Genomic DNA, 24,999 nt, shown 5'->3' with positions numbered 1-24,999 from the left:
TCGAAATGGCGATCCGTTGGCCGCTGCTTGTCCGGCGAACGCACAAATGGCTGGCCTTGGTGGTCGGGGTCCAGGCGCTGCTCTGGACGCTGACCGGCTTTTACATGGTGGTCGTGCACATCGACACCATCCATGGCGATCATCTGGTGCGCGCGCCTGCTTTCCGGCCATTCGAGCTGGCCGGGCTGGCGCCGCCGTCGCAGATCGTGGCGGCCGCGCCCGGCGCGTCCGAGGTTCGATTGCAGCGATTGTTCGATCGCGCCGTCTGGCGTGCTGAAACGCCCGATGGTGCGAGGCTGTTCGATGCTCGCTCGGGTGCGCCGCTACCTGCTTTGACCGAGTCCCAGGTCCGCGAGCAGGCGCGGCGCATCTATACCGGCGACGGCAAGATCGTATCGGTCAAGCTGCTGGCCGTGGCGCCGCTGGAAATGCAAGCGCGCAAGCCGCCTTATTGGCAGGTCGAGTTCGAGGGATGGAACCGTCCCACCCTCTACCTCTCGCCCCAGACCGGCGAGCTGATTTCACGGCGCCACGCGCTATGGCGCGTCTTCGATTTCGCCTGGATGCTCCACATCATGGACTATGATGAACGAACCGACGTCAATAATCCGCTGCTTCGTGTCGCGACCTGGAGCGCCTTCGCCATGGCGCTGAGCGGAGCGTGGCTCCTGATCTGGTCCTTCAAGCGTCGCAAAGGGAAGAAGGCATGAAGAAGATACGCCTGACGCCGCTGCTTTTCCGCCGCATCCACAAATGGGTTGGCCTGATCCTGGGTCTTCAGTTCCTGCTGTGGGCCTTGAGCGGCTCGGTGATGGCGCTGCTCGATAAGGACCGGGTCGGCGGTCATGGCGGCGGAATGTCGCACGCCCACCCCCTGCCGCCCGGGGACTATTTCGATCTCGCCTCGCTGCCGCGTCATGAACCCGTGACAGCTGTCGTCCTCCGCGATCTCGGTGCTCGCCCGATTTACGAACTTCGGACTACGAAAGGCGTGCGGCTTGTGGATGCGACGGATGGCAAGACAGTCCTGGTGGACGAGCAAATGGCCCGCGATGTCGCCTCGATGATGAACGACGCCCCGATCCGCAAGATCAGCATACTCACGAGGCCGAACCTCGAATCGCGTGATCACGAAGGTGCCATGTGGCGGGTCGACTTCGCCGATGCCGAGAATAGCAGCGCTTATGTTTCGCTCGACACCGCGCGCTTCCTCGTGATGCGCGGCGATACCTGGCGGACATGGGACTTTTTCTGGATGCTCCACAATATGGATTATCTGAACCGGAAAAGTTTCAACCATCCGCTCATCATCTTCGTCGCGTTCGGGGCACTGTGGCTGTCGGGAACCGGATTCTACCTGCTGTTCAAAAGCTTCAGCCGCGCCGATTTTCGCTGGCTACGTCGCCGCCGCAAGCCTGTCGAGACCCGCGGCGCAGCATGACCCGTCAGCCGTCAGTCGTCGATCGAGAAGGCAGCCGACAATTCGAAGCGTGATCCGGGGTGCGTCAGCCAGGCATGTGAGACGAGGCGCGAATGGCTCCAGGTACGGCGCGTCATCCGTAGCACCGGCTCGCCGTTCGACAGCCCCAGCATGGTGTGCGTCCGCGCGTCTGGCATCTCCGCGCGGACGCGATGTTCAACCCGCTCCAAGGGCGCAGTGCGCGTCAGATACTCGTTCGGCGTCGTCTGGGTGAAGTCCATCTTTCCATAGTCGGGAGCGGCCGACGCGAGCACAAATCGCTCTTCGAGCTGGATTGGGAACTCGGCCTCATGATGCACGATGATCGAGTGGAACAATCTTGTCCCGACCGGAACTTCCAGAAGCGCCGCCGTGTCGGCGCTAGCCCGTATTTCGTTATTCTGTACGACGCGGGCACGATAAACATGCCCCCGCGCCCTTATTTCGTCAGCAATATTACGAATCTCGATCATCTGGCCGATCGGTTTCGGCTCGGCGACGAACGAACCGCTGCCGGCGCGGCGGACCAGAATACCCGCGGCTTGGAGTTCGCGAAGCGCCCGGTTTGCAGTCATGCGCGACACGTCGAACTGGTGGACCAATTCGGCCTCCGACGGCACTCGATCGCCCGGTTTCAGGAGTCCGTCTCTAACGGCGTTGCAGATGCTCTGCTTGATCGCTGCATAGCGCGGCCCGGTGCGAGCTTCTTTGTCATCGGTTTCACTTCGCCGGGACGTAGTTGAACCCTTTGAAAAGCTTGAACCGCTCCCGGGCGTGCGCGCAATGGAATCCATAACCCGTCTATACAGGTCGCTGCGATAAAATTCCAAGCGCCCGAACCGGAAAATCGGATCGGCGCAAGCTTGCCGAGCACTCTGTTAGTTCACGAGGCCTGCGAGGGTCTGCTTCCCGGTCAACGCCGGAAAGCGGAATGGCTCCTAATGGGCAACGAAGGCGATCCGCGAATGCCGCTTCACGCTAGTTTGTCCACGCCGCCTAGCAATTGCCTTCGACCCCATCAGCACAGTCTCCGACGGATTCAACGTCTTTTCCCGCGCCTTCAACAGTGTTGCAAGCCGACATAAGCAACATCGAGCTGCCAATTGCGAAAATTGTCAGAAGCTTTTTCATTTCTCTCTCTCCGACGGCAAGGGCGAACCACCCTCCGTTCGAGTTTGAACTGCTGCTCGCAACGATCGTTCCGTTGCATCGGCCAGCGCTGGCCGAAGCGTTCAAAATGAACGCCAGGCCGGGGAAAATGAAAATTGTCGCCATCGCTTGCCCGGGCGTCAAAATCGCGACCGTGGTCGGCGTGTTTCATCCCAAATGGGAGGAACGGCCGTTGAACGAAGCCTGTAGATGCGGTGCCTTGTCCGTCATCGCTCCGGCGAGCTTTCCCCGCAAGGCGATCCGCCTTGGCGCCGCGACATCGCCCGTGGAGAACCTGTAACCGGATGGTGGCGGCCACGGGCAGCGATCGTCGCCCGTGGCCGCGCGAAACGGGGCAAATGGCTCCTTGCGGATCGGCTCACTTCGTTCGGAATCGGATTCCGACGCGGAACTGGCGGCCGAGGAGGTCCGAATAGGTGCTGTTCGCGGCCAGGCCGGTTTCGGGCAGCAGCAGCGGATCGGCATCGAACAAATTGGTGACGTTGAAGAAGATTTCGGCCTGCGATCCGCTCTTCGTCTGGACCTTCTGCATCAGGTTGAGGTCGACGTAGAAGGTGCCTTTGACATGGTTGTTGTCATAAGTCGGCGCCTGGCTGGTCGAAGTCGGGCAGCCGCTCGTGCATTCGATGGCATTCGCCAGATATTTGCCCGAACTGACACCCCGACCGGTGATCGTGCCCGAGAAGGCCGGTGTTTCGTAGTTGAGGCTCCCGCGGAATATCCACTTCGGCGTCGCGGACTGGCTGCCGTTCGCGCCGACGGTATTGACGGGCGTGACGCCGGCAATCCCGGTGTCCGACAGATTCTCGATATAGCGCGTTGCATTACCCCGCAGCGTGATGATGCTTTCTCCGCCGACCGGCACGCGATAGGCAGCATCGAAGTCGATGCCGCGCACCAGCTTGCTGACGAAGTTGAAGGGTTGACTGCGGATCAGCAGATAGGGGACGCGCGGCGGACCGGGTTGTTCGCGCGTCGGATCCTCGGTAATCGCGTCGCAATATTCCTGTCGTCCTTCGTCGCAGCGGTTGACGATTTCCTGCGCGGAAATCGTATCGATAGCATCCTCCAGATCGATGCGGAAATAATCGACCGAAGCACTGAAGCCGGGGAGGAAACGCGGCGTAACCACCGCGCCGATATTCCACGAATCGGCCTTTTCAGGCTTCAGGTCGGGATTGCCCGTCGTCAGGCCCGAATAAGGGAAGAATTGCGGGCCGCTGCTGGGGTCGCCCTGAACGAACGCGGGATTGCGCACCGAATCGCTGTTGGCGGTGCCCGCCTGGAACAGTTCGTTGAGGTTGGGCGCGCGAATGTCGCGCGACCGAGTGACGCGGAAGCGGATATCCTCGATCGGCGCCCAGGTCGCGCCAAGCTTCCATGTGGTGACATAGCCCGAGGTCGAATAGTCGGTCGCGCGCACCGCGCCGTTGAACTCGAGGCCCAGGCCCAGCGGGACCACGGTCTCGAGATAGGCTTCCTTCACATTATAGCTGCCCTTGAACGGCAGATAGTTGCCGACCGACCACCGGTTCGACGTCGTCCCGTCGGCGTTGCGGGCGGGCTGGAATTCTTCTGGCACGCTGCCGCGAATCTTCTCTTCACGATATTCGCCGCCAATCGCGATGCTCACGTCGCCCGCCCATGTCGCGAACGGCGTCAGCGACAGGTTGGCGCCGGCGACATATTGCTGCATTACCTGCTTGCGATAGGGATCGCCGAGCACATAGTCGATCGCCGCCGGGTCGGCGACGCCGATACCCAGGCGGTTGAGCGGCACGCAGTCGGGATCGTTGTTGTTGGCGTCCGCATCGACGTTGATCAGACACTGGATCGAACCGGTCGCATAGCCGCCCGCGTTGCCGGCCGGCGCGAAGGCCGCGTTGGTCGCGTCTCGCATCCGGGCAACATGCATGATGTTGCGAAGCTGTTCGCGCAGGTCCGAGCGGCTATATTGGCCATAGACATCCCAGCGCGCCGCCTTGCCGAACGCGTCGAACTCGCCCTCGGCGCCGATCACGTAGCGCTGGACCTCGCGTTTGTTGTTGATACCGCGGAACGGCAGGTCCGCCGCCGTGGTCGTGATGCTCACGCTGTCGACACCGGCAAGCCGGTCGGCACCCAGCGTCTGCAGCGCGAAAGCATTGCAGGTCGTGGGAACCGGAACGGTCGTGCAGCCGATCGTTCCGAGCGTTGCCGAGCCCAAATTGGGGCCGGCGTTGAAGAAGACTTCCTGCCGGTTGTACGAGCCTTCGGCGAAGATTTCGACACCATCGGCGATTTCATAGCTCAGGCGGCCATAGGCGCCCCAGCGATCGTCCTTGGGGCTGAGGCCGATGCGGCGGCCCGAATCGTTGACCCGCCAATCGCCGCCGACGGTACGCGTTACCGCGGAGCCGCTGTTCAGCGCGGGCGAGTTGAACGAGCCATAGTTGAACGGAATGACTTCACCGTTCTGGCCGAAATAGAGACCGCGCAGCGCGTTGTTGTTGCCCGCCGAACCCGTGATGAAACCGCCGGGCGCCTGGTTCGTCTGCCCGGCATTGCGGCGGAAGGTGATGAACGCTGGCTCGCCGTTTCCTACCCCGTCCGTTACGGCATAAGCCGGGTTTGCGAAGGACAGATAGCCGCGGTGGTTCCAAGGGCGATCATTGGGATCGATCTCGTAAATGCCGTCCTGATGCGCGATCTCGGCGTTGAAGACGGCGTGGCCGCGACCCTCGGCGAAGGACATGCCGCCCGCGATGCTGCCCGAATAGTTAAACCCGTCGCCCTTGTCGGTGAGACCGATGTCGCCGGCGATACGGAGCCCCTCCATCCTCTTGTTGAGAACGAAATTGACCACGCCGGTGACCGCATCGGAGCCATAGGCGGACGATGCCCCCCCGGTCACCACCTCGACACGTTCGACCAGCGCCTGCGGGATGGTGTTGATGTCGACCCAGCCAAAGATTGTGGAACCGACCGAACGGCGACCGTCGACGAGAACGAGCACGCGGCTTTCGCCGAGGTTGCGCATGTTGAGCGCGTTGATACCCGCCGAGCCGTTCGAAATATTGAGGCGCGAGTTGGCTGGCCGCGTTGAACCGGCGAGCTGCGGAAGCTGGTTGACGAAATCGGCGATATTGTTCGACGGCGAGGTGTTCTGGATGTCCTGTTGCGTCAGCACGACCAGCGGGGTCGGCGCCTCGAAGCCGTCGCGAGCGACGCGCGAGCCAGTGACAATGATCTGGTCGGTCGGCGCCGCTTCGGTGCTGTTGGCAGCGGCTTCCTCCTCCTGCGCCAGCGCCGGCGCAGCCTGCACCAGCGCCAGTGCGGTCATCGCCGCGCCGAAACGGCCCAGCGGCTGACGAATATATTCAAGATCACGCATATCAGCAGTCCCCTTTTTGACCCAAGGGCCTGAGCCCACGCCGCCCGAGACGTGTCCCGGCCCATCGCCGGCTTGGCTTGCCCTCTCGTCCGCCTGACCATCTGGCGGAGGTCTTGCTCCGCCCTTTTATTTTAGTGATAAGCGCCGTACCCGACCGGCCACTACCCTGCACAAGGCTGGCGAGGGTCGGTTTCATGACGGGGAGGTTACAGGGTGGTTTCGGCAGGTCAACAACTACGCTAATAACCTGAATATATGGATATATAACCTTGAGGAATGGTGTCGCGGCAGCGCAGGCGGCAAAGATGGATAGCTTGCAGTTATAGGACGAGATCCGCTTGTTATGGCTCCACCACGGCGAGGTGCGATAGGGTCGCCGTTCGTTATACCTGTTCGATAGTGGAGGGGCCCCTGTTGATCCAGCGCCGTGCGTTCCTGCTGGCTTCCGCCGCTCTTGTCGCGATGCCGGCAAGCCTGATGGCGAAACCCAAGGTGACGGGAGTCAAGGTGGCCGCGAGGTCCGTCCGGCTGTCGGGCGCGCAGGCGCCGATCGAGGTGGTCGAGGACGAGTTGGGCGTGCCACACGTCCGTGCCGCGTCGCTGCACGATGCCTTTTTCGGGCAGGGCTACCTCGTCGCGCGCGACCGGCTGTTCCAGATCGACATGGATCACCGCCGCGACATGGGGCGAATGGCTGAAGCCTTCGGCCCGCGTTTCGTCGCGGCCGACAAGGCGGCGCGGCTCTTCCTCTATCACGGCGACATCGACGCCGAACTCGCCGCGCTACCTCCCGACGTGCTCGAATGTGCGCGCGGCTATGTCGCCGGCGTCAACGCCCGCATCGACGAACTGGCCGCCGATCCAGCGGAGTTGCCGCTTGAATATGGCATTCTCGGGATAAGTCCGCTGCGCTGGGACGTGCGCGACCTTGTGCGTGACCGCGGCATCAGCATGGGCGACGCCGACGACGAGGTGCGCCGAGCGCAACTTCAGGCGCGCGGCCTGCTCGATGCCGACCAGCTGATGATGCCGCTGCGCCCCGCCTGGTCCTTCACCGTCCCCGACGGACTGGATGTCGCGGCGGTGAGCGAAGCCGATCTCGGTATCCTCGACCCGGCCAACCGACGTGCGAGCTTCGCTCCGATCCAGGAAACGCAGCTCGACCGCGCCGAGCGCGGTTCCGACCGCTTCGCGCTCGGCAGCAACGCGTGGACCGTCGCGCCGTCGCGCAGCGCGACCGGCCGGCCGATTCTGGCCAACGACCCCCATCTCGGCATCGGCGGATCGAGCCCGCGTCACATGGTCCATCTGACCGCGCCGGGGCTCGACGTGATCGGGGCGGGTGCGCCGGGGCTGCCCGGCATCATGCAGGGCCACACCGACCGCTTCGCCTTCGGCCGTACCAATTTCCATATCGATCAGACCGACCTCTTTATCCTCCGTACCAAAAGGGACGATCCCGGCCGCTATTGGCACAAGGGCGAATGGAAGGCGTTCGAGACGGTCGAAGAGGAGATTGCGGTCAAGGGTGCGCCGGCCGAGCGCGTGACCCTGCGCTATGCGGGCGGCCGCCCGATCGTGTCCGAGGATGCGGCGCGCGAGCGCGCGGTCGCTTTCGCCACGGTCAGCATGCTGCCCGGCGCGAACATGCGATTCGCGATCATCGCGATCAACCTGTCGACGGACTGGGCGTCGTTACGCCAGGCATTCAAGCTGCACGTTTCGCCGACCAATTTCCATTATGCCGATGTCGACGGCAACACCGGCTGGCAGACGATCGGTTTCGTCCCGCGCCGGCCCAGGCATGACGGGCTGTTCCCGGCGCCCGGCGACGGGTCGTTCGACTGGACGGGCATCCTGCCCGTCGAGGATATGCCGCACCTTTATAACCCGCCCGAAGGCTGGTTCGCCTCGGCGAACCAGATGAACCTGCCGGCGGGCTATCCCTATCGCGAGCGGATCATCAGCTTCAGCTGGAGCGACCCTTTCCGGTACGATCGCTGCGCCGAGATATTGCGTGCCCAGCCGAAACACCGGATCGAGGACAGCATCGCGCTTCAGCACGACGTCCAGTCGCTTCCCGCGCGCGCGATCGTCAAGCTGCTCCCGGCCGTTCCCTCGCCCGAGGCCGCCAGCGCCGCGGCGCTGCTTCGCCGCTGGAATTGTGGGATCGAGGCCGACAGCGCCGCAACCTTGCTCTATGAGATGGTGATGGCGGCGCTGTCGACGGCCTTTTACGACCGGATCGTTCCGGCGGCTGCGCGCGACCTGATCCCATCGGTCAACCTGTCCGAAATGCTGCGCATCCTCGGCTCACCCGACAAGCGTCTCGGCGACGATCCCGTGGCCGCGCGCGATGCGATGATCGATGGCGCGCTGGCAGCAGGTTGGAAGCGCGCGGTCGAGCTGGCCGGCTCCGATCCCGCGGACTGGCGCTGGGGCGACCTCCACCGCGTGACGATCGGGCATCCGCTGGCGTCGTCGAACCCGGCGATCGCCGCGGCCTTCCCGCGAATCGAGGGCGGCCGTTCGGGTGGCGACTGGAACACGCCGATGGCGCGCGGTTTCAACGCCAAGCGCGGCTTCGACGTCTCCCACGGCGCGAGCTACCTCTTCGTCGCCGACGTCGGCGCGTGGGACAATAGTCGCTTCCTGTTGCTGCCCGGCCAGTCGGCCGATCCGCGCTCGCCGCGCTATCGCGATTTCTATCCCAGATGGATCGCGGGCGAGATGCAGCCCCTGTGGTTCAGCAAGGGGGCGGTTGAACAGCACGCCGCCGCGCGTCAGATTCTCACGCCGGCAGCTAAAGCGCCTCGGCGATAGCGACCAGCGCGCGGTCGATCGCGGCGGTTGCCTGGCCGTCGGTGTCCTCGGGCATGTCGTTCGCCAGCGCCGAAAAGACGAGCGTTTTTCCGCTGCGCGTCACAAGATAGCCCGACAGCGCGCGCGATGCGTTGAGCGAGCCGGTCTTCGCGAACAATCTTCCTTCGAGGATCGTGCCCTTGAACCGGTTCTGCAAGGTCCCGTCGCGTCCGGCGATTGGCAGCGTCTCGCGCCACGCCGCGCCCCATGGCTGACGTGTGATCCAGCCGAGCAGGCCGACCGCGGCGCGCGGGCTGAGGCGATTATAGCTCGACATGCCCGACCCGTCGGCGAAGTGATAGCCTGCCTCGGACAGGCCGGCCCCGGTCATGACCCTGTGCATCACCGCCTGTCCGTCGGCGATCGAACCGCTCCCTGCGTGTCGGGCAACGCGCCGCAGCATCAGCTCGGTGTGGAGATTCTGGCTCTCCTTGTTGATCCGTACCATATTTTCGGCAAGCGATGGCGCGGGCAATTCGGCGAGCATCGCGGGTTCGAGGGGCAGGATGGCCGGTGCGCCCCTGCGCTTTTCGGGATCGTCGGCGGCGGTCAGCGGCCGGTGACGCACCGTAATGCCACCCTCGATGTGCACGCCGCGCGCGCGCAGCAGTTCGCCAAAGCGCCACGCGGCATAATGCGCGGGATCGTCGATCCCGTAGCGGAGCGTCATAGGCGCGACCTCGGCGCCGACCGTTCCGGTCAGGCGGAGGAGCCGGCTGTTCGGCATGCGGTAGGCGTCGATCGCGTCTTCTTTGCCCGCGACAGTGACGACGCGATTTTCGATCTCGTAATAGCCGGACGCCTGCACGCTCGGCGCCGCGCCGACGGCCCCCGGCGCCAGCTTTGCCACCAGCTCGTTGTCATCGAGCGTCAGCGCCGATACGCCCGTGCCGTAACGCGACTGGATATTGTTCCAGCTCATTCCCGGGCTCCAGCGCTCGTCGGGAAACCAGCTATCGTCGCCGACGATGTTGCGGACGTGGCCCGTCTTCGCGGCGACCGCGTCGGCGAGCGTCTGGAGGCAGTCGGTCTGGCAGTTGTCGGCGCTCGACAGCATCGCGTCGCCGCGGCCGTGCAGCACGACGTCCACCTCGCCGTCAGCTACGGTTTCGAGCTGCACGCCCGTGCCCTTTGCCGTGCGCTGGAGCAAAGGCAGTTCGGTATAGGCAATCGCAGTCGTGAACATTTTGGTGTTCGACGCGGGGATGAAACGCTGATCGGGGGCGATCGACACCAGCACCTCGCCGTCGAGCGTCGCGACCAGCATGCCGATGCGCGAACCCGCTGGCCCCTCGGCCAGTTTTTGCTCGACAGTGGTCAGCAGCGGGGCAGGCGCCAGGCTCGTAGCCGTCTGCGCCTGCACCGCCACCGACGAAAACGACAGCGCGAGCGTGGCAGCCAGGGCGAACTTGTTGATCGATGCGTTCATGAATTCGTCTCGTCGTCCCATGCAGTGATGACCCGATCGCCCACTGCGGGGCGCAGGGTCGTAATGCCGCTATCGGCGTGGCGGGTCGGATGCACCCGGTTGGAGAGAAGGGTCCAGGCGAGGCCGCGTTCGAAATCGATCCAGAGGCCGGTGCCGGTAAATCCGGTATGGCCGATCGTCTCCGCCGAACAGGCATCGCCGCCGTGCCATCCGGCAAAGGCGCGTTCCCAGCCACAGGTGCGATGGCGATCGCCCGCGGTGCGGACCTCGGTCATCATGCCATGCGACAGGATTTCGCCCCGCAGCATTGCGCGCGCAAAGCCCAGCACGCCGTCGACTGTGCCGAACATCCCTGCATGTCCCGCGGCGCCGCCAAGCGCGAAGGCGTTTTCGTCATGCACTTCGCCTTTCATCACGCGCCCGCGCCAACTGCAATATTCGGTCGCGACGGCCGGGCCCGGCGGCGGGCCGAAACCAAGCCCCTCACCGAGCGGCCAGTCCGCCAACGTCGCGCCGGTAAGGCGTTCGATCGCGATGCCGAGCAGGATAAAATTGATATCGGAATAGACGGGCGGTCTATGCCGCCACTCGCGCTGAAGCACGAAGGCGCGCAGCCGCGCCGGATCGTCACCATAGGTGTAGATCGGCTCGACCGCGGGCAGGAAGCTGCGGTGCATCAGGCAATCGCGAAAGGTCAGCTTGCGCTCGGAGGCGCCCGCGACGTCATATTGGCGCAGGTCGGGGATCGCATCGGTCAGCGGCCGGTCGAGCTCGAGACGGCCTTGCTCGGCGAGCGTCAGGATCATCGTCGTTGTTGCGATCACCTTGCTGAGCGAGGCAAGGTCGAACCAATGGTCGCGCGTCAGTGTCTCGCGCGCGGGAATGATCGCGGCCATGCCCGCCAAGCGCACCGCACTCTGGCCGTCGACATCGACCACGCCCAGCGCTGCTCCGGGAATGCGCCCGCTTTCGACCGCCGCGCGCACGGGGGCGAATCCCGCCTCGCAAACAGCTTCGACTCTCATGCCGGCGTACGTCCTTTCACGCGCGCGATCACCGGCAGCAGGAAGATCGCGGCGAAGCTGAGCGCACCCGACAGCAGGAAGAAGCCGTCATAGCCGATCTGCGTCTGCATCGATCCCGAGGCACCGGCAAGCAGGCGCGGCAGCAGGAAGGCGAAGCCCGAGAGCAGGGCGTATTGCGCACCAGCATTGGTCGGGCTCACCAGCATCGAGAGATAGACGACGAAGACCGTGCCCGCGAAGCCGTTGCCGAACTGGTCGACCGCGACCGAGGTGTAGAGGACGACCGCCGACGGGTCGGCGTGCCACAACCAGACATAGATCCAATTGCCCACGGCCGCTGTCACCGCGCCGATGGCGAGAGTCCAGCCGAGCGATAGCCGCGTCGAGAGGAAGCCGCCGAGCGCGACGCCCGCCATGCTGGCCGACAGCGCGACGGCGCCGTCGGCGACGCCGATCTGGTGCAGCGTATAGCCCTTGGCGTTCCACAGCGGATGCGACAGCGTCAGCGTCAGCACGTCGCCCATGCGGTAGAGCGACACGAAGGCGAGCATTGCGAGCACTGCATAGCCGTAGCGCCAGAACAGCTCTACATAGGGCGCGGCAAAGGAGGGCAGGGTGGCCGCTGTGCCGGCGGGAAGGCGATTGATCCGCGGCAACGCCAGCGCCAGCGCCGCAAAGGGAAGCAGTGCCATCGCCAGCACGACGGGCGTTACATTGGTGGTCGCCGACAGCCCTATACCCTCAGCGGCCGACAGCAGGGCCCAGCCGGCCGCCGCAGTGATCAGCGCGGCGGTAAGCAGGATCAGCAGGCTGGCACCGATCCCGCTCGCCAGCGCCAGGGCGCGGCCGCCCGCGCCTTCGCGTTCGGGACGCATCGCCGCGAGGAGGGGGAAGGGCGCAAATGCCGCGACGGCGATGACCAGATAGGCGATCGTCCAGTCGGCCCAGGCCGCGACAAGAATCGCGCCGCTCCCCGCCGCGACCATCGCGCTGCGATAGCCCCACAGGTTGGCGGCGACGATCGGCGCCTGTGCGGCTTGGCCAGGCGCGAGTTCGATCCGCCAGCCATCGGCTGCGACCTCGAGCGTTGTCGTCCAGAAAGCGAGCAGGATCGCGAACAAGGCGGTGAGCGGCAAGCTTTCATCGCTCGACGTGAGCGCCATCGCGACCATCGAGAAAAAAATGCCGAGTTGCGACAGCATGATCCACCCGCGGCGGCGGCCCCAAAAGCGGGAAAAACCGGGTATATCATAGCGCTCGATAAATGGCGCCCAGGCGAATTTGAAGGTTGGCAGCAACGCGATCCACGCGAAGAAGCCAATGATCACGATGTCGACCCCGTGCCGCGCAAGGCGCAGCGTCAGCACCGCGTTGAACATGTAAAAAGGCAGCCCCGCCGAAAAACCGAGCAGCAGATAGAGGCCGAGCAGGCGTCTTGCCGACGGTTGGGCGGGCGCGTCGTGAGGAAGCGCCGGCGCGTCGGCGCCAAGTGCCGCGGTCACTGCATTCGCCTCGATCGCCGAAGCGGTCACGCGCCGGGCCCTGGTCCGGCAGGCTCTTGGCCCTGTGGCACTGCGAGCCCGCGGCGGAATAACCCTCTCATCGACCCGTTTGCCCCGATCTGCTTGCTTCGATCCTGAGCGTACGATCCTTCGGCGAGCGGAACCTGTCCGTCAAGTTCGGCGAAAGCGGCGGCAGCTTTCCTATAATCGTCGTTTATGGGCTCGCCTCGCCTTTGAAGGCGCGCCGGGTTGCAACCGACCGTCGGTCGCACGGGCGATATACGCGACGCCGCGAAATTGTCCCAATGGGCAATGAGCAGAGACGATCTGGAGTATTCTCCGGTCCAAGGCTTGGGTGCTCCTCCGCCACTGAAACCCCGAAATCGGTACCTCGCAACCGAAGAATTACGTTGCGCCTGGAAAACGAGTTTCCGGCTTCCGGGGCAATATGGTCCAGCGTTTCGGTTGATGATTTATGGCCGGACAGCGGCGTGGCGAAGCGATCGGGCTGGACTGGTCGGAATTGCGCCGTGAAGGCAATCGATGGGACTTGCCAGCCAAAAGATCAAAGAATGGCCGTCCGCATCTTGTTCTACTTGGCAACAGGCGATCGCGCTGCTCGATGCCATCGCCGGTAGGAAAGATTGGCCGTCACGCGGCTTGATGTTCCTGTCGAGCTACGGAACGCGCCTGGGTGCATTCTCGAAAGTTAAAGAGAAATGGGACGCGGTGATCTTCAGAGAAATGAGGTCAGCGGGGGAGGGCGCCGTTTTAGCTCCTTGGCGGATTCACGACATTCGCCGAACCGTTGCCACGGGATGCAGGCATTGCAGATCAGAACGGAAATCATCGAGTCCGTTCTCAATCATCTCTCCGGGACGAAGAGCGGCATTGTTGGCGCGTATCAATGCTATCCATATCGGGAGGAGAAGCGACAAACGATGAAGCGATGGGGGAGACACATCAAAAAGCTGACTGCTTTGTGACATTTCGACCCGCAATTAGGCAAGGAGAATTGGCTGAAACCACCGATAATGTTTGATTAAATCAGATGTGTACCGTTGATTGCGTGCTTGCCCGGTGCTTGCACGGCATTTTGCGGCGGTTGAGAAGCCGCTCAAGATTGACCTCTAAGTCATTGTAAAAATGGTGGACGCACTAGGGCTCGAACCTAGGACCCGCTGATTAAGAGTCAGCTGCTCTACCAACTGAGCTATGCGTCCACTGCCGGTTTCCGGCGTTCACGAAGCAGGAAGAAAACGTCCTGCGTCGTGAAGAGAGCGGCCCGCTATCATGGTGCCGGAGCCTTGGCAATGGTCTTGCCAAAATTTTTTGTCAATGAAAGCGGCGGCTACCGGTTTTGCTGTCGTTTTCGATCGCGAGGATGATGCCGACGCACGTCATGATCGTCAGCATCGACGATCCGCCATAGGAAAAGAGCGGCAGCGGAATGCCGACTACGGGCGCGAGGCCCATCACCATCATCAGGTTGATGGCGATGTAGAAGAAGATCGTCATCGTGAGGCCCGCGGCGGTGAGCTGGCCAAAGCGCGTCCGTGCCTTCAACGCGACGCGCGTCGACCAGCGGAGCAGCAGGAAAAAGCCGAAGAGCAGCGCCAGCCCGCCGATCAGGCCCCATTCTTCCGCCATGGTGGCGAAGATGAAGTCGGTGTGCCCCTCGGGGAGGTAATCGAGATGGCTCTGCGACCCGTTGAGGAAACCCTTGCCGCCGATGCCGCCCGACCCGATCGCGATTTTCGACTGGCTGATGTGATAGCCGGCGCCCAAGGGATCGCTTTCGGGGTCGAGGAAGATCAGCACGCGTTTCTGCTGATAATCGTGCAGGAAGGAGAAGAGGATGGGCAGCGCCGCAAGGCCGGCGGCGGCGGTGCTGCCGAACCACCAGAGCGGCAGGCCGGCGGCGAACATCACCACCACGCCGCCGATCGAGATGGCGGTCGCCGTGCCGAGGTCGGGTTGCAGCATCACGAGGGCGGCCGGCAGGCCGATCATCACCAGTGCGGGCCAGAGCGCGGTAAAAGTGCGCGTGTTTCCGGGCGGCAGTTGCGCATAGAAGCGCGCCAGCGCGACGACGATCGCGACCTTCATCAATTCGGAGGGCTGGAGGTTGATGAAGCCAAGGTTCAGCCATCGCTGGCTGCCGCCGCCAACGAAGCCCAACAGTTCGACCGCGACGAGCAGGATCAGCACGCCGATATAGGCGATATAGGAAAAATCCTCGAAGATCCGCAGGGGAAGGCGCCCGATCACCAGCGCCGCACCGAGAAAGACGAGGAAGCGCACGCCCTGTTGCCACGCCCAGGGCGACCAGTTCCCCCCGGCCGCCGAATAGAGGACGAGCAAGCCGAACCCGGTGATGCCGCACAGGATGGCGATCAGTTTCCACGGGATGCGCTGGATGGCGGGTGGAACGGGGATCATTGCGGCACTCCCGGCTCGGGGTCGCTCGCCGCGCCCGATTTCCACGCGGCATAGTCGCGGTCCATGCGTTCCTTGATGGTTCCGCCCCAGCCGGCCTCGAAGGTTTCGAGCGCCTCCATGCCTTTCTCGCGGTCGAAGAGAAAGGTCATGAAATCCTTGGCGACGGGAGCCGCGGCGCGGCTGCCGCCCATGCCATGCTCGATCACGATCCCGGTGGCGTAGCGCGGATTGTCGACCGGCGCGAAGCCGATGAACAGGCCGTGGTCGCGAAATTTCCACGTTCCGCTTTTGCCGTTGCCGGTGCCGAGCCCGCGCACCTGCGCGGTGCCGGTCTTGCCCGCCATGGTGATGCCGTCCAACGGCAGGCGGCTGCGCACCGCGGTGCCCGCACCATTGACGACGAGGTCCATCCCCTGGCGGGCAACCGCGAGCGCTTCGGGCGAGAAGGGCAGGGGCTCATTCTGGAATTCGCGGTTGACCAGACGTGGATAGAGGCGGCGGCCCGAGGCGATGCGCGCGGTCATCACCGCGAGCTGAAGTGGGTTTACGCTGACATAACCCTGTCCGATGACTGCGTTCAGCGAGTCCGACGCCGACCATTGCTGGTCATATTTCCGCATCTTCCACGCGCTGTCGGGGATCGTGCCATAGCGCTGATTGCTGCCCGCCAGCCGGAATTCCTCGCCAAGTCCGAGCAGACGGGCGGTGGGGGCCATCGCGTCATAGCCGAGCCGGTGCGCGAGCCAGTAGAAATAGCTGTTGCAGCTTTTCATGATGGCCGATGGCATGTCGAGGCTGCCATGCGTGCCGAGACAGCGGAAAAAACGGTTGCCGAGGCGGTAGCCACCGATACAGGTGTGGCGCTCGCTCGGGTCGACGCCATGTTCGATCGCCGCGATCGCCGCCATCGGCTTCAGCGTCGAGCCGGGGGGATAGAGTCCGCGCGTCGCCTTGTTGATCAGCGGTTGGTGATCGTCGGCGCGCAGCCACGCATATTCGCTGTTGCTGATGCCGTCGGAAAAGCTGTTCGGGTCGAAACTCGGCATCGATACGAAGGCGAGGATGTCGCCATTGTGACAGTCGATGACGACCGCGGCGCCCGATTCGCGTCCCATGCGCCGCGCGACATATTCCTGCAGGTCGGCATCGATCGTCAGGTGAACCGTCTTGCCCTGCACGTCGGGCTGGGTGGAGAGGTCGCGCACGACCTTGCCGCGCGCCGTCACCTCGACCCGCCGCGCGCCGGGTTCGCCCTTCAGCATCTCCTGGAAATATTTTTCCAGCCCGTCCTTGCCGATCTTGTAGCCGGGCGTGATGTAGAGCGGATCCTTGACCTTCTGATATTCCTCGGCGTTCGGCGCGCCGACATAGCCGATCAGATGGCCGACCGCGGCGCCGGTCGGGTAGTTACGCGCGAAGCCACGCTGCGGCGCGATGCCGGGCAGTTCGGGCAGGCGGACGAGGATCGAGCTATATTCGGCCTCGGTCATATCTTCCTTGACCGCCACCGGCTGGAATCCCGATGCCGCTTTCAGGTCGCGGTTGATCCGCTCCATCGCGTCGCCATCGAGCCGCAAAAGCGTCTGCAACTGCCCGAGCACCATCTCCTTGTTGTGCAGACGGTCGGGGATGAGGTCGATGCGGAGCGAAACGCGGTTGTTGGCGAGCGCCTTGCCATGGCGGTCGACGATCCAGCCGCGCCGCGGCGGAACCAGCGTCAGGTTGACGCGATTGCTTTCGGATTCGAGGACATACCGGTCATTGTCGATAACCGAAATATAGGTCATGCGCGCCGCGAGCGCGACGCCGACAGCCGCCTGCGCCCCGCCGACGACGAGCGCGCGGCGGGTGAAGGTCAGGCCCCTCCAGGCTTCGGTGATCGGCGGACTCTTCTTCTTGGGCATCGGCGCGTTGGAACCAGTCTATCGGCGTTTCAGGCGGAAATTGTCAAATTTGCCCGTCAAGCGCATGAACAGCGGCACGAGCAATGCCGAAACGATGATCTGGGGCACGACGAGGCCGAGCACCCGGCCGGCGTCCGCGTGCGGATGGGTGATCAGCGCCGCCGCCGACTGGATGGCCGCGACCAGCAGCGCCGCGATCGCCCAATCGTGGAAAAAACCGCGCCAATAGATGCGCTGCGACGACCAGGCAATCGCGATGCTGGCGAGTGTCCACAAACCTACGGCCGTTCCGATCGGCGCGCCGCTGAACAGATCGTCCCACAGGCCCAGCGGCAGGCCGATCCACACCGGCCACATCTCGGAACGCAGCAATTGCCAACACAGGAAAAACAGCAGCCCGAGCGGCGGCAGAACGGGCGAGTTGGCGATCAGCGGCAGCATCAGCGGCAAGGCCGAGGCGAACATCACGCTCGCGATCGGTACGATGCGCATCCGCCACAGCGATGCCGGTTCGCCGAGACGCGGCCCCTTCTGGTTCATGGTGCCGGGGCAGGGAGGGGGGCGGGCGCCGGCCGGCCCTGGGCCTCGATATTGTCGGGCGTATAGGGACGCAGCACTGCCACCGCATCGACCTTGCCCGGATCGGCGAGCGGGCGCGCGAGCGCGCCGTCGTCCTGGCGCCGCACGACGATCGCGACCGGGATATTCGGCGGATAGAGCCCGCCCGTGCCCGACGTCACGAGGATGTCGCCCGGCTTGAACGGGTTGTTCGCGATGTTGAGCGTGCGCACGTCGAGGTCGCCGTTGCCGCGTCCGCTGGCGAGCGCGGGCAGGCCGTCGCGCGCGCGGCGAACGGGAACGATATTGTCGACGTCGGTAAGTAGCAGCACCTGCGACACCGACGGTCCGCTGGACAGCACGCGGCCGATCAGCCCGTCGGCGCCGCGCACCGGCTGGCCCGCGGCGACACCGAGGTTGCGTCCGATGCTGAGCAGCGCGATGCGCTTGCTGCTCGTCGAGGTCGAGGTGAGCAGATAGCCGTTGGCGAGCGCGGTCTTGTCGGTTTCCTGCAGCTTGAGCAGCGCCTTCAGCTGGCGATTCTCTTCCTGCAACGAACTGGTCGCAACGAGTTGGCGCCGCGTGTCGGCGAGTTCCTTGCGCAGCCGCCGGTTCTGCGTCCCCGCGCTGACATAGGCGCCGACCGTGTCGTCGATGCCCGAGATCGACCCGATGATCGATCGCGATCCCCGCGCGATGGGTGCGGTGGTTTCCTGGCTCGCCACGCGCAATTGGGCGAAGCCGACGGGGTCAACGACCGACAGGATCGCCAGCAACAGTCCCGCCACCGCCCCCGTCACCGCGATGACATAGGCAACGAACAGGCTGTACTGAGCCTTTCGGGATTGCCCCGGACGTCGATGTGCCGGGCGGACCATAGTGAAGCGCTACCGTCCGATCAGGCTTGCTGGAGCACGCCGCGAAAGGCGGGGTCTTCCATCGCGCGGCCGGTGCCGATCGCGACGCAGGTCAGCGGGTCGTCGGCCACGGTGACCGGCAGGCCGGTCGCATCCTTGAGCAACTCGTCGAGCTCGGCGATCAGCGCGCCGCCGCCGGTCAGGACGATGCCCTGATCGACAATGTCGGCGGCGAGTTCGGGCGCGGTATTCTCGAGCGCGATGCGCACGCCCTCGACGATCGTGCCGATCGGTTCGGACAGCGCTTCGGCGATCTGTGCCTGGTTGATCGAGATTTCCTTGGGCACACCGTTCACAAGGTCGCGGCCCTTGATGTGGATCGTCAGGCCCACGCCGTCGGCGGGAATGCGCGCGATGCCGAAATCCTTCTTGATTCGCTCGGCGGTCGCTTCGCCGATCAGCAGATTGTGGTGACGGCGGACATAGGAAACGATCGCCTCGTCCATCTTGTCGCCGCCCGCGCGAACCGACGTGGTATAGGCGAGACCGCGCAAGCTGAGCACCGCAACTTCGGTCGTGCCGCCGCCGATGTCGACGACCATCGAACCGATCGGCTCGGTGACGGGCATGTCGGCGCCGATCGCGGCGGCCATCGGCTCCTCGATCAGCCACACTTCGCTCGCGCCGGCGTTCGACGCGGCGTCGCGGATCGCGCGGCGTTCGACGCTGGTCGAGCCCGAGGGAACGCAGATCACGATTTCGGGGCTGCGGAACGCGTTGGGCTTGCCGCCATGCACCTTGGTGATGAAATGCTTGATCATCTGTTCGGCGACGTCGATGTCGGCGATGACGCCGTCGCGCAGCGGGCGGATCGCCTCGATGCTGTCGGGGGTCTTGCCCATCATCAACTTGGCGTCGTCGCCGACCGCCTTCACTCGCTTGATCCCGTTCAGCGTCTCGACCGCGACGACCGAGGGTTCGTTGAGCACGATGCCCTTGCCGCGCACATAGACGACCGTGTTAGCGGTGCCGAGATCGATAGCCATGTCTTGGGAATTGAATTTGAACCAGCGAGAAAAGAAGGACATCGATACTGCTTCCTGTCATCGAAGCCGCGCCCCTGACGGACACGCCCCTGTCGTGATTTACCGGCGCGCCCCGCCGGCGACAGCTGCAATCAGGGGGAGATTCCGGCCCGTCCACAAGGGGTGGCTGGACAAAATGATCAGGGCTGTGCGGATGGGTCGCGATTTGCGTTCGACTGCGCTAGGACAGCGGCCATGTCAATACGTCGCCTGCCGGAAAAGCTAGTAAATCGGATCGCAGCCGGTGAAGTGGTTGAAAGACCCGCCGCCGCGCTCAAGGAACTGGTTGAAAACGCTATCGATGCAGGTTCGACCCGCATTTCGGTGCGAATCGCTGAGGGCGGAATTTCGCGGCTCGAGGTCGAGGATGACGGGTGCGGCATGACCGGCGCCGACATGGCGCTCGCGCTTGAACGCCATGCCACATCGAAGCTGCCGACCGACGCGATCGAGGATGTCACGACGATGGGCTTTCGCGGCGAAGCCTTGCCTTCGATCGCGAGCGTCGCGCGGCTGACGCTCGAAAGCCGCGTGGCGGGCGGCGACGGCTGGAAGCGTGTCGTGGACAATGGCGTTCTCGTCGCCGAGGGACCAGCCGCGCTCGGCAAGGGCACGCGTGTGATGGTCGAGGATCTGTTCGCGCGGGTTCCGGCGCGGCGCAAGTTCCTGCGCAGCGGTCGCAGCGAATATGCCGCCTGCCTCGACGTCGTGCGGCGGCTCGCGATGGCGCGGCCCGATATCGGCTTCACCGTCGAGCATGACGGGCGCCGCGTGCTCGACGTGCAGGGCGGGCAGGATCAGCTGACGCGCGTCGCGGCGTTGACCCAGCGCGATCTCGCCGCGAACAACATCGGGGTCGATATCGACCGCGGCGACGTGCATCTGGGCGGGGTGATCAGCCTGCCGACCTACAATCGCGGCATCGCCGACCATCAATATCTGTTCGTCAACGGTCGCCCGGTGAAGGACCGGCTGCTCGTCGGCGCGCTGCGCGGCGCCTATGCCGATTTACTCGCACGCGATCGCCACCCGGTCGTCGCGCTGTTCCTCGACGTGCCGACCAGCGAGGTCGATGTGAACGTCCATCCGGCGAAGACCGAGGTGCGCTTTCGCGACCCGCAGCTTGTCCGCGGGATGATCGTCGGGGGCTTGCGCCGCGCGCTCGACGAACATGGTTTTCGCAGCGTCCAGCGGCCCGCCGAGGCGGCGCTCGCTGCGTGGCAGCAGGAACCCGTGGCGCCGCAGTCGCCGGCGCCGGGCTTGTTCGCCGCGCCCACGCCGCATCTCCAAAACCGGGCGATGTTCGGCGGGGACGATGGAACAACGACGGCTTTGCTCCACGACCGCATCGTCGATTTCGCGCCGCCGCGCGATGCTTTGCCGATGGGCCGCGCCGAAGTCGCCGTCGCACCTGTGCCAGAGGCCGAGGCGCACCCACTCGGCATCGCGCGCGGCCAGATTGCGAAAACCTATATCGTCGCCGAGGCCGAGGACGGGCTCGTCATCGTCGACCAGCATGCCGCGCACGAACGGCTGGTGCTCGAGCAACTCCGCCGCGGCATGGGCGGGCAGGCGGTGCCGTCGCAAGGCCTGCTGCTGCCCGAGGTCGTCGAACTCGACGAACCTGCTTGCGACCGGCTCGATGCCGCCGCGCCGCAGCTCGCCGCGCTCGGCGTCGAGCTCGAACGCTTCGGTCCCGCCGCGGTGATGGTGCGCGCGACCCCGGCGATGCTGGGGGCGATCGACTGCCAGAAACTCGTCACCGACATCGCCGACGATCTGGCGGGTTACGACGCAGCGCTGGGCCTCAACGAGCGGCTCGAACTGGTCGCCGCGACGATGGCGTGCCACGGGTCGGTGCGGGCGGGGCGCACGCTGAGCGTCGCCGAAATGAACGCGCTGTTGCGCACGATGGAGGTCACGCCGCATTCGGGGCAGTGCAATCATGGCCGCCCGACGTGGGTGAAGCTCGCGATGGACGATGTAGAGAAATTGTTCGGGAGGAAATAGGGATGGGGTTCCGGATCTTTGCGATGTCGCTCGCAGCGGCCCTGCCCGCGACCGCTTTTGCCGCGCCCGCCTGTCCGGAAGCGCTCGCGCTGCCGCCCGAACTCGCCGACTGGGCGCGCAACGCGTCGAGCAAAACGATATACGCCTATGGCGACGACCTTGGCGCCGACTGGTCGCCGCTGGGGCCGGCGCGGACGGCCCTGCCGCTGCACAAGTTTGAAAGCCTGCGCTACGGCGTCGCGCCCGAACGCAAGCCTGATGTATATAAATTCGGCGGTATGATCCCGGTCGCGGTGAAGAAGGCCGGACGCCTGATCGTCGCGCTCGATGCCGGCGCGTGGATCGACCTCGTCCGCGATGGCGCAGTGGTGAAATCGGTCACGCACGGCCACGGCCCCGCCTGCTCGGGCATCCGCAAGATGGTCGAATTCGACGTCAAGCCGGGGCGCTACCAGCTCCAGATCGTCAATGCGCCGGCGGCGTCGATCCATGCGATGGCGGTGCTGCGGGACTGATCAGGGCAGGCGTTTCGCCAGCACCCCGCTTGCATCGCTCGGCAACGGCGTGACGCCGATCAGCCGCATCAACAGCGGATAAACCTCGATATTGTCGACAATGCCGACATCGCCGTTCAGGCCAGTGCCGCTCGCGACGAACAGCGCGAGCATTTCGGAGTCCTGATTGTCATAGCCGTGCGCGCCGCCTTTGACTGGCCAGCTCGGCGTGCCCGCGATGATCGACCAGCCGGGTTCGGCGATGCAGATGATCGCGGCGACGCGCGGATTGTGACCATAGTGGAGCCGTTCGGGCAGCTCCTCACGGCGGTTGCACGTCATGTGATCGTGCGGTTTCAGCAGCGCCTCGTAAACGCGGTCATCGGTCCCGGCAGCGGGCTCGATCGCCGCATAGGGGCCCGTTTCGACCGCGACGATGCTGGCAAGGTCGATCAGGTCGGCAAGCTGGACAATGCGGCTTTCGTCGATCGCGCGCATTCCGTGGTCGGCGACGATCAATATGTGCGCGCGCTGCCTCATCGCGGCGAGACCCGCCGTGAGGTCGCCGATGCGCTTGTCGATTTCGGAAATCGCGGCGTTGACCTCGGCGCTGTCGGGGCCGAATTTGTGACCCGCGTCATCTACGGCCTCGAAATAGAGCGTCGCAAAAGCGGGACGAATATCGGCCGGGCGGCGCATCCAGTCGAGGATGGTATTGACGCGTTGGGCATAGCCGACATGTTCGTCATAGCGTAGCCAGTCGGGTGGTCGGTGCTCGCCTATCGCAACCTCGCTGCCCGGCCAGAACATCGTGGCGGTGCGCACGCCCGCCTTGCCTGCGGTGATCCACGCGGGTTCGGCCTCGTCCCACCAGAAGGGATCGAGCGATTGCTTCGGGTCGCCTAGGCTGAACTTCACTTGGGGTCGCCGCGGGTCGATCATATTGTTGCCGACAATGCCATTGTTGTCCGGGCGCTTTCCCGTGACCATCGCATAATGGTTGGGGAAGGTCTTGGTCGGGAAGGACGGGCGCAGCTTGCCGTGCGCGCCCTCGTCCGCCAGTCGCGACAGGTTGGGCGTGATCCCCCGGTCCAGATAATCGGCCCGAAAGCCGTCGATCGAGATCAGGATCGTGACGGGGTCGCGGACGCCCGCGTCCTGCGCCTGCGCGGCGAGCGGAAGGGCGAGGGCGAGCAATAGCGAGAGGAGGCGGTTCATGCGCGGTCGGCTATGGTTCTTGTGTGACCGTCTGGCGACAGGTCACGCCATCTTGATCCCGGCGATGTCGCGCTCGACGATACCCGTTGCGCGCTTCGACAGCATGTTCACCGGCGTCGTCACCTTGTCGACGACCATGAAATGCGTCTGCCACGCCTCGCGGCCCACGTCGCACACCAGATAACCGCGCTGGTCGTTCGCGAATTTCAGTTCGGGATTCTGGCCCAGGAACACGTCGGTGCCGTTGCGCCGGTCGCTGCCGTCGCCGCCGCTCGAAATCGACGTGGCGACGAATTCGGCGCCGACGACCTTGTCCTTGAGCACCAGGTCGCCGCAGAAATTCTGATGCTCGTCGCCGGTAAGGACGACATTGTTCTTCAGCCCCGCCATGCGCGACAGGATGCGCTCGCGCGGCGCTTCATAGCCCGCCCAGCTATCGAGGTTGACGATTTTCTTCGGCTCATCGGCCTTCCGCCGCCGGTCGAGCGACATCATCGTGACCTGCTGCGCAAAGGCGTTCCACGTCGCGCCGCCCTTCGCCAGGTTACGGCCCAGCCATTCCTCCTGCGCCTTGCCGAGCACCTCGGCATTCTTGTCGAAAACGCCCGGACAGGCGGGCTTGAATCCGTCCTCGCACGGCTGGTCGCTGCGATATTGGCGCGTGTCGAGCAATTGCATCGCCATCAGGTCGCCATACCGAAACTCGCGGTTCATCGCGACCATGCCGCCGCGCGGCAACAGCGCCTTGCGCACCGGCATATGCTCATACCACGCCTGCATCGCCGCCTGTTTCTTCAGCATGAAGACCTCGGGCGGAGCGGCCTCGGGGTCGTTGCCGTCGAGGCCCAGCTTCCAATTATCGACATCCGATACCCAGTCGTTGCGGATCTCGTGATCGTCGAAGCTCGACAGAAAGGCATGGGTGCAGCGCGCCGCCTGCAGGTCGATATCGCCAAGCTGCTGCGCATAGGCGCTGCGGAAATCATTGACGTCGATGAGGTTGCGAAAGGCGTGCTTACGCACCGGCCGCGTCGGCAGGCCGGTGTTGAACAGATATTCCTCGCTATATTCGTATATGAAGTCGCCATAATGATAGACGAACGCGAGATCTTCGCGCGCAAGGTGCCGATAGGCGCCAAAGAAGCCCGCCTCGAAATGCTGGCATCCCGCAACGCCGAATTTCAGCGCATCGGTCTTGGCGCCCGGCGCGGGCAGCGTCCGCGCCCGGCCGCGCAGGCTGCGTTCGCCACCGGCGGTGAAGCGGTAATAATAGGGCCGATCGGGCTGCAGCCCCGCGACCTCGACATGGACGCTGTGCGCGAGCTCGGGCCGCGCGAGTTCGGTGCCCTTGGCGACGACGTCGCGAAAGCCGCTGTCGCTTGCCACCTCCCAGTCAACAGGGAAATTCGCGAGCGGCATTCCGCCTTGGCGTTCCATCGGTTCGGGGGCGAGGCGCGTCCAGATGACGAAGCCGTCGCTTGCAGGGTCGCCCGCCGCGACGCCCAGGCTGAACGGGAACTCGCGGAAGATCCCGCCCTCGGCGCGCAGGATTGCGGGTGCGGCAAGGCCGGCGAGGGTGGCCCCGGCAAGGAAATGGCGGCGGTCGAACAT

The 24,999-nt window shown here is 64.6% G+C and carries 18 protein-coding genes and 1 tRNA gene; 6 read left to right on the top strand and 13 right to left on the bottom strand.

The window, feature by feature from the left end; all coding sequences use genetic code 11:
- Window positions 1-5: 5 nt before the first annotated feature.
- Window positions 6-710, top strand: a complete 705-nt coding sequence (locus HDC29_RS10340) for a PepSY domain-containing protein (RefSeq protein WP_179496867.1) — start codon at window positions 6-8, stop codon at window positions 708-710.
- The gene (locus HDC29_RS10335) at window positions 707-1,441 is read left to right on the top strand and encodes a PepSY domain-containing protein (RefSeq protein ID WP_179497452.1); all 735 of its coding nucleotides are present in this window, start codon (window positions 707-709) and stop codon (window positions 1,439-1,441) included. Before HDC29_RS10340 ends, HDC29_RS10335 begins: the two co-directional genes overlap by 4 nt.
- 11 nt (window positions 1,442-1,452) lie before the next feature.
- Here the strand turns inward: HDC29_RS10335 and hutC are convergent, their stop codons facing one another.
- Complete coding sequence (hutC, locus tag HDC29_RS10330) at window positions 1,453-2,253, bottom strand: histidine utilization repressor (RefSeq protein WP_179496865.1); 801 nt, start codon at window positions 2,251-2,253, stop codon at window positions 1,453-1,455.
- 272 nt (window positions 2,254-2,525) lie between these two features.
- Here hutC and HDC29_RS10325 point away from each other — a divergent pair, with 272 nt between their 5' ends.
- A complete protein-coding gene (locus HDC29_RS10325) occupies window positions 2,526-2,909 on the top strand; it encodes a hypothetical protein (protein WP_179496863.1) in 384 nt (127 codons plus the stop codon).
- Between the two features lie 78 nt (window positions 2,910-2,987).
- Here the strand turns inward: HDC29_RS10325 and HDC29_RS10320 are convergent, their stop codons facing one another.
- A complete protein-coding gene (locus HDC29_RS10320) occupies window positions 2,988-6,002 on the bottom strand; it encodes a TonB-dependent siderophore receptor (RefSeq protein WP_179496861.1) in 3,015 nt (1,004 codons plus the stop codon).
- A gap of 414 nt (window positions 6,003-6,416) precedes the next feature.
- Between HDC29_RS10320 and HDC29_RS10315 the strand changes: the two genes are divergently transcribed.
- Window positions 6,417-8,825, top strand: a complete 2,409-nt coding sequence (locus HDC29_RS10315) for a penicillin acylase family protein (RefSeq protein WP_179496859.1) — start codon at window positions 6,417-6,419, stop codon at window positions 8,823-8,825.
- Here the strand turns inward: HDC29_RS10315 and dacB are convergent.
- The 9 genes from dacB to HDC29_RS10270 all read right to left on the bottom strand — a co-directional run bounded on the left by dacB (window position 8,806) and on the right by HDC29_RS10270 (window position 19,669).
- Window positions 8,806-10,293 carry a D-alanyl-D-alanine carboxypeptidase/D-alanyl-D-alanine-endopeptidase gene (gene dacB / locus HDC29_RS10310; protein WP_179496857.1) on the bottom strand — a complete coding sequence of 496 codons (1,488 nt, stop codon included), beginning with the start codon at window positions 10,291-10,293 and terminating at the stop codon, window positions 8,806-8,808. The genes HDC29_RS10315 and dacB overlap by 20 nt on opposite strands.
- Window positions 10,290-11,318: a serine hydrolase gene (locus HDC29_RS10305; RefSeq protein WP_179496855.1), complete on the bottom strand. Its 1,029-nt coding sequence runs from the start codon at window positions 11,316-11,318 to the stop codon at window positions 10,290-10,292. Before HDC29_RS10305 ends, dacB begins: the two co-directional genes overlap by 4 nt.
- Window positions 11,315-12,850, bottom strand: coding sequence for a permease (locus HDC29_RS10300; protein WP_326914637.1), 1,536 nt, complete (start codon window positions 12,848-12,850; stop codon window positions 11,315-11,317). The genes HDC29_RS10305 and HDC29_RS10300 overlap by 4 nt, the downstream gene beginning before the upstream one ends.
- A gap of 1,117 nt (window positions 12,851-13,967) precedes the next feature.
- Window positions 13,968-14,043 (bottom strand) — tRNA-Lys (locus HDC29_RS10295).
- Window positions 14,044-14,155: 112 nt separating this feature from the next.
- Window positions 14,156-15,262, bottom strand: a complete 1,107-nt coding sequence (gene rodA, locus HDC29_RS10290) for a rod shape-determining protein RodA (RefSeq protein WP_179496854.1) — start codon at window positions 15,260-15,262, stop codon at window positions 14,156-14,158.
- Entirely contained in the window at window positions 15,259-17,166 is a 1,908-nt protein-coding gene (mrdA, locus tag HDC29_RS10285) for a penicillin-binding protein 2 (RefSeq protein WP_179496852.1), read from the bottom strand. Before mrdA ends, rodA begins: the two co-directional genes overlap by 4 nt.
- 18 nt (window positions 17,167-17,184) lie before the next feature.
- Window positions 17,185-17,706, bottom strand: a complete 522-nt coding sequence (locus HDC29_RS10280; RefSeq protein ID WP_179496850.1) for a rod shape-determining protein MreD — start codon at window positions 17,704-17,706, stop codon at window positions 17,185-17,187.
- On the bottom strand, window positions 17,703-18,602 hold the full coding sequence (gene mreC / locus HDC29_RS10275) for a rod shape-determining protein MreC (protein ID WP_179496848.1): 900 nt from the start codon (window positions 18,600-18,602) through the stop codon (window positions 17,703-17,705). The genes HDC29_RS10280 and mreC overlap by 4 nt, the downstream gene beginning before the upstream one ends.
- A gap of 20 nt (window positions 18,603-18,622) precedes the next feature.
- On the bottom strand, window positions 18,623-19,669 hold the full coding sequence (locus HDC29_RS10270; protein WP_056370044.1) for a rod shape-determining protein: 1,047 nt from the start codon (window positions 19,667-19,669) through the stop codon (window positions 18,623-18,625).
- A gap of 192 nt (window positions 19,670-19,861) precedes the next feature.
- Between HDC29_RS10270 and mutL the strand changes: the two genes are divergently transcribed.
- Together mutL and HDC29_RS10260 are read left to right on the top strand one after the other, a co-directional pair.
- Complete coding sequence (gene mutL, locus HDC29_RS10265; RefSeq protein ID WP_179496846.1) at window positions 19,862-21,676, top strand: DNA mismatch repair endonuclease MutL; 1,815 nt, start codon at window positions 19,862-19,864, stop codon at window positions 21,674-21,676.
- Window positions 21,677-21,678: 2 nt separating this feature from the next.
- A complete protein-coding gene (locus tag HDC29_RS10260) occupies window positions 21,679-22,191 on the top strand; it encodes a homogentisate 1,2-dioxygenase (RefSeq protein WP_179496844.1) in 513 nt (170 codons plus the stop codon).
- Here HDC29_RS10260 and HDC29_RS10255 read toward each other — a convergent pair whose 3' ends face one another.
- Both HDC29_RS10255 and HDC29_RS10250 read right to left on the bottom strand, forming a co-directional pair.
- Window positions 22,192-23,388: a nucleotide pyrophosphatase/phosphodiesterase family protein gene (locus HDC29_RS10255; RefSeq protein ID WP_179496842.1), complete on the bottom strand. Its 1,197-nt coding sequence runs from the start codon at window positions 23,386-23,388 to the stop codon at window positions 22,192-22,194.
- 42 nt (window positions 23,389-23,430) lie between these two features.
- On the bottom strand, window positions 23,431-24,999 hold the full coding sequence (locus tag HDC29_RS10250; RefSeq protein ID WP_179496840.1) for an alkaline phosphatase: 1,569 nt from the start codon (window positions 24,997-24,999) through the stop codon (window positions 23,431-23,433).

The organism is Sphingopyxis sp. JAI108 (assembly GCF_013410105.1).
Lineage (GTDB): Bacteria > Pseudomonadota > Alphaproteobacteria > Sphingomonadales > Sphingomonadaceae > Sphingopyxis > Sphingopyxis chilensis.
This window is presented reverse-complemented; position numbering and strand designations above follow the sequence as displayed.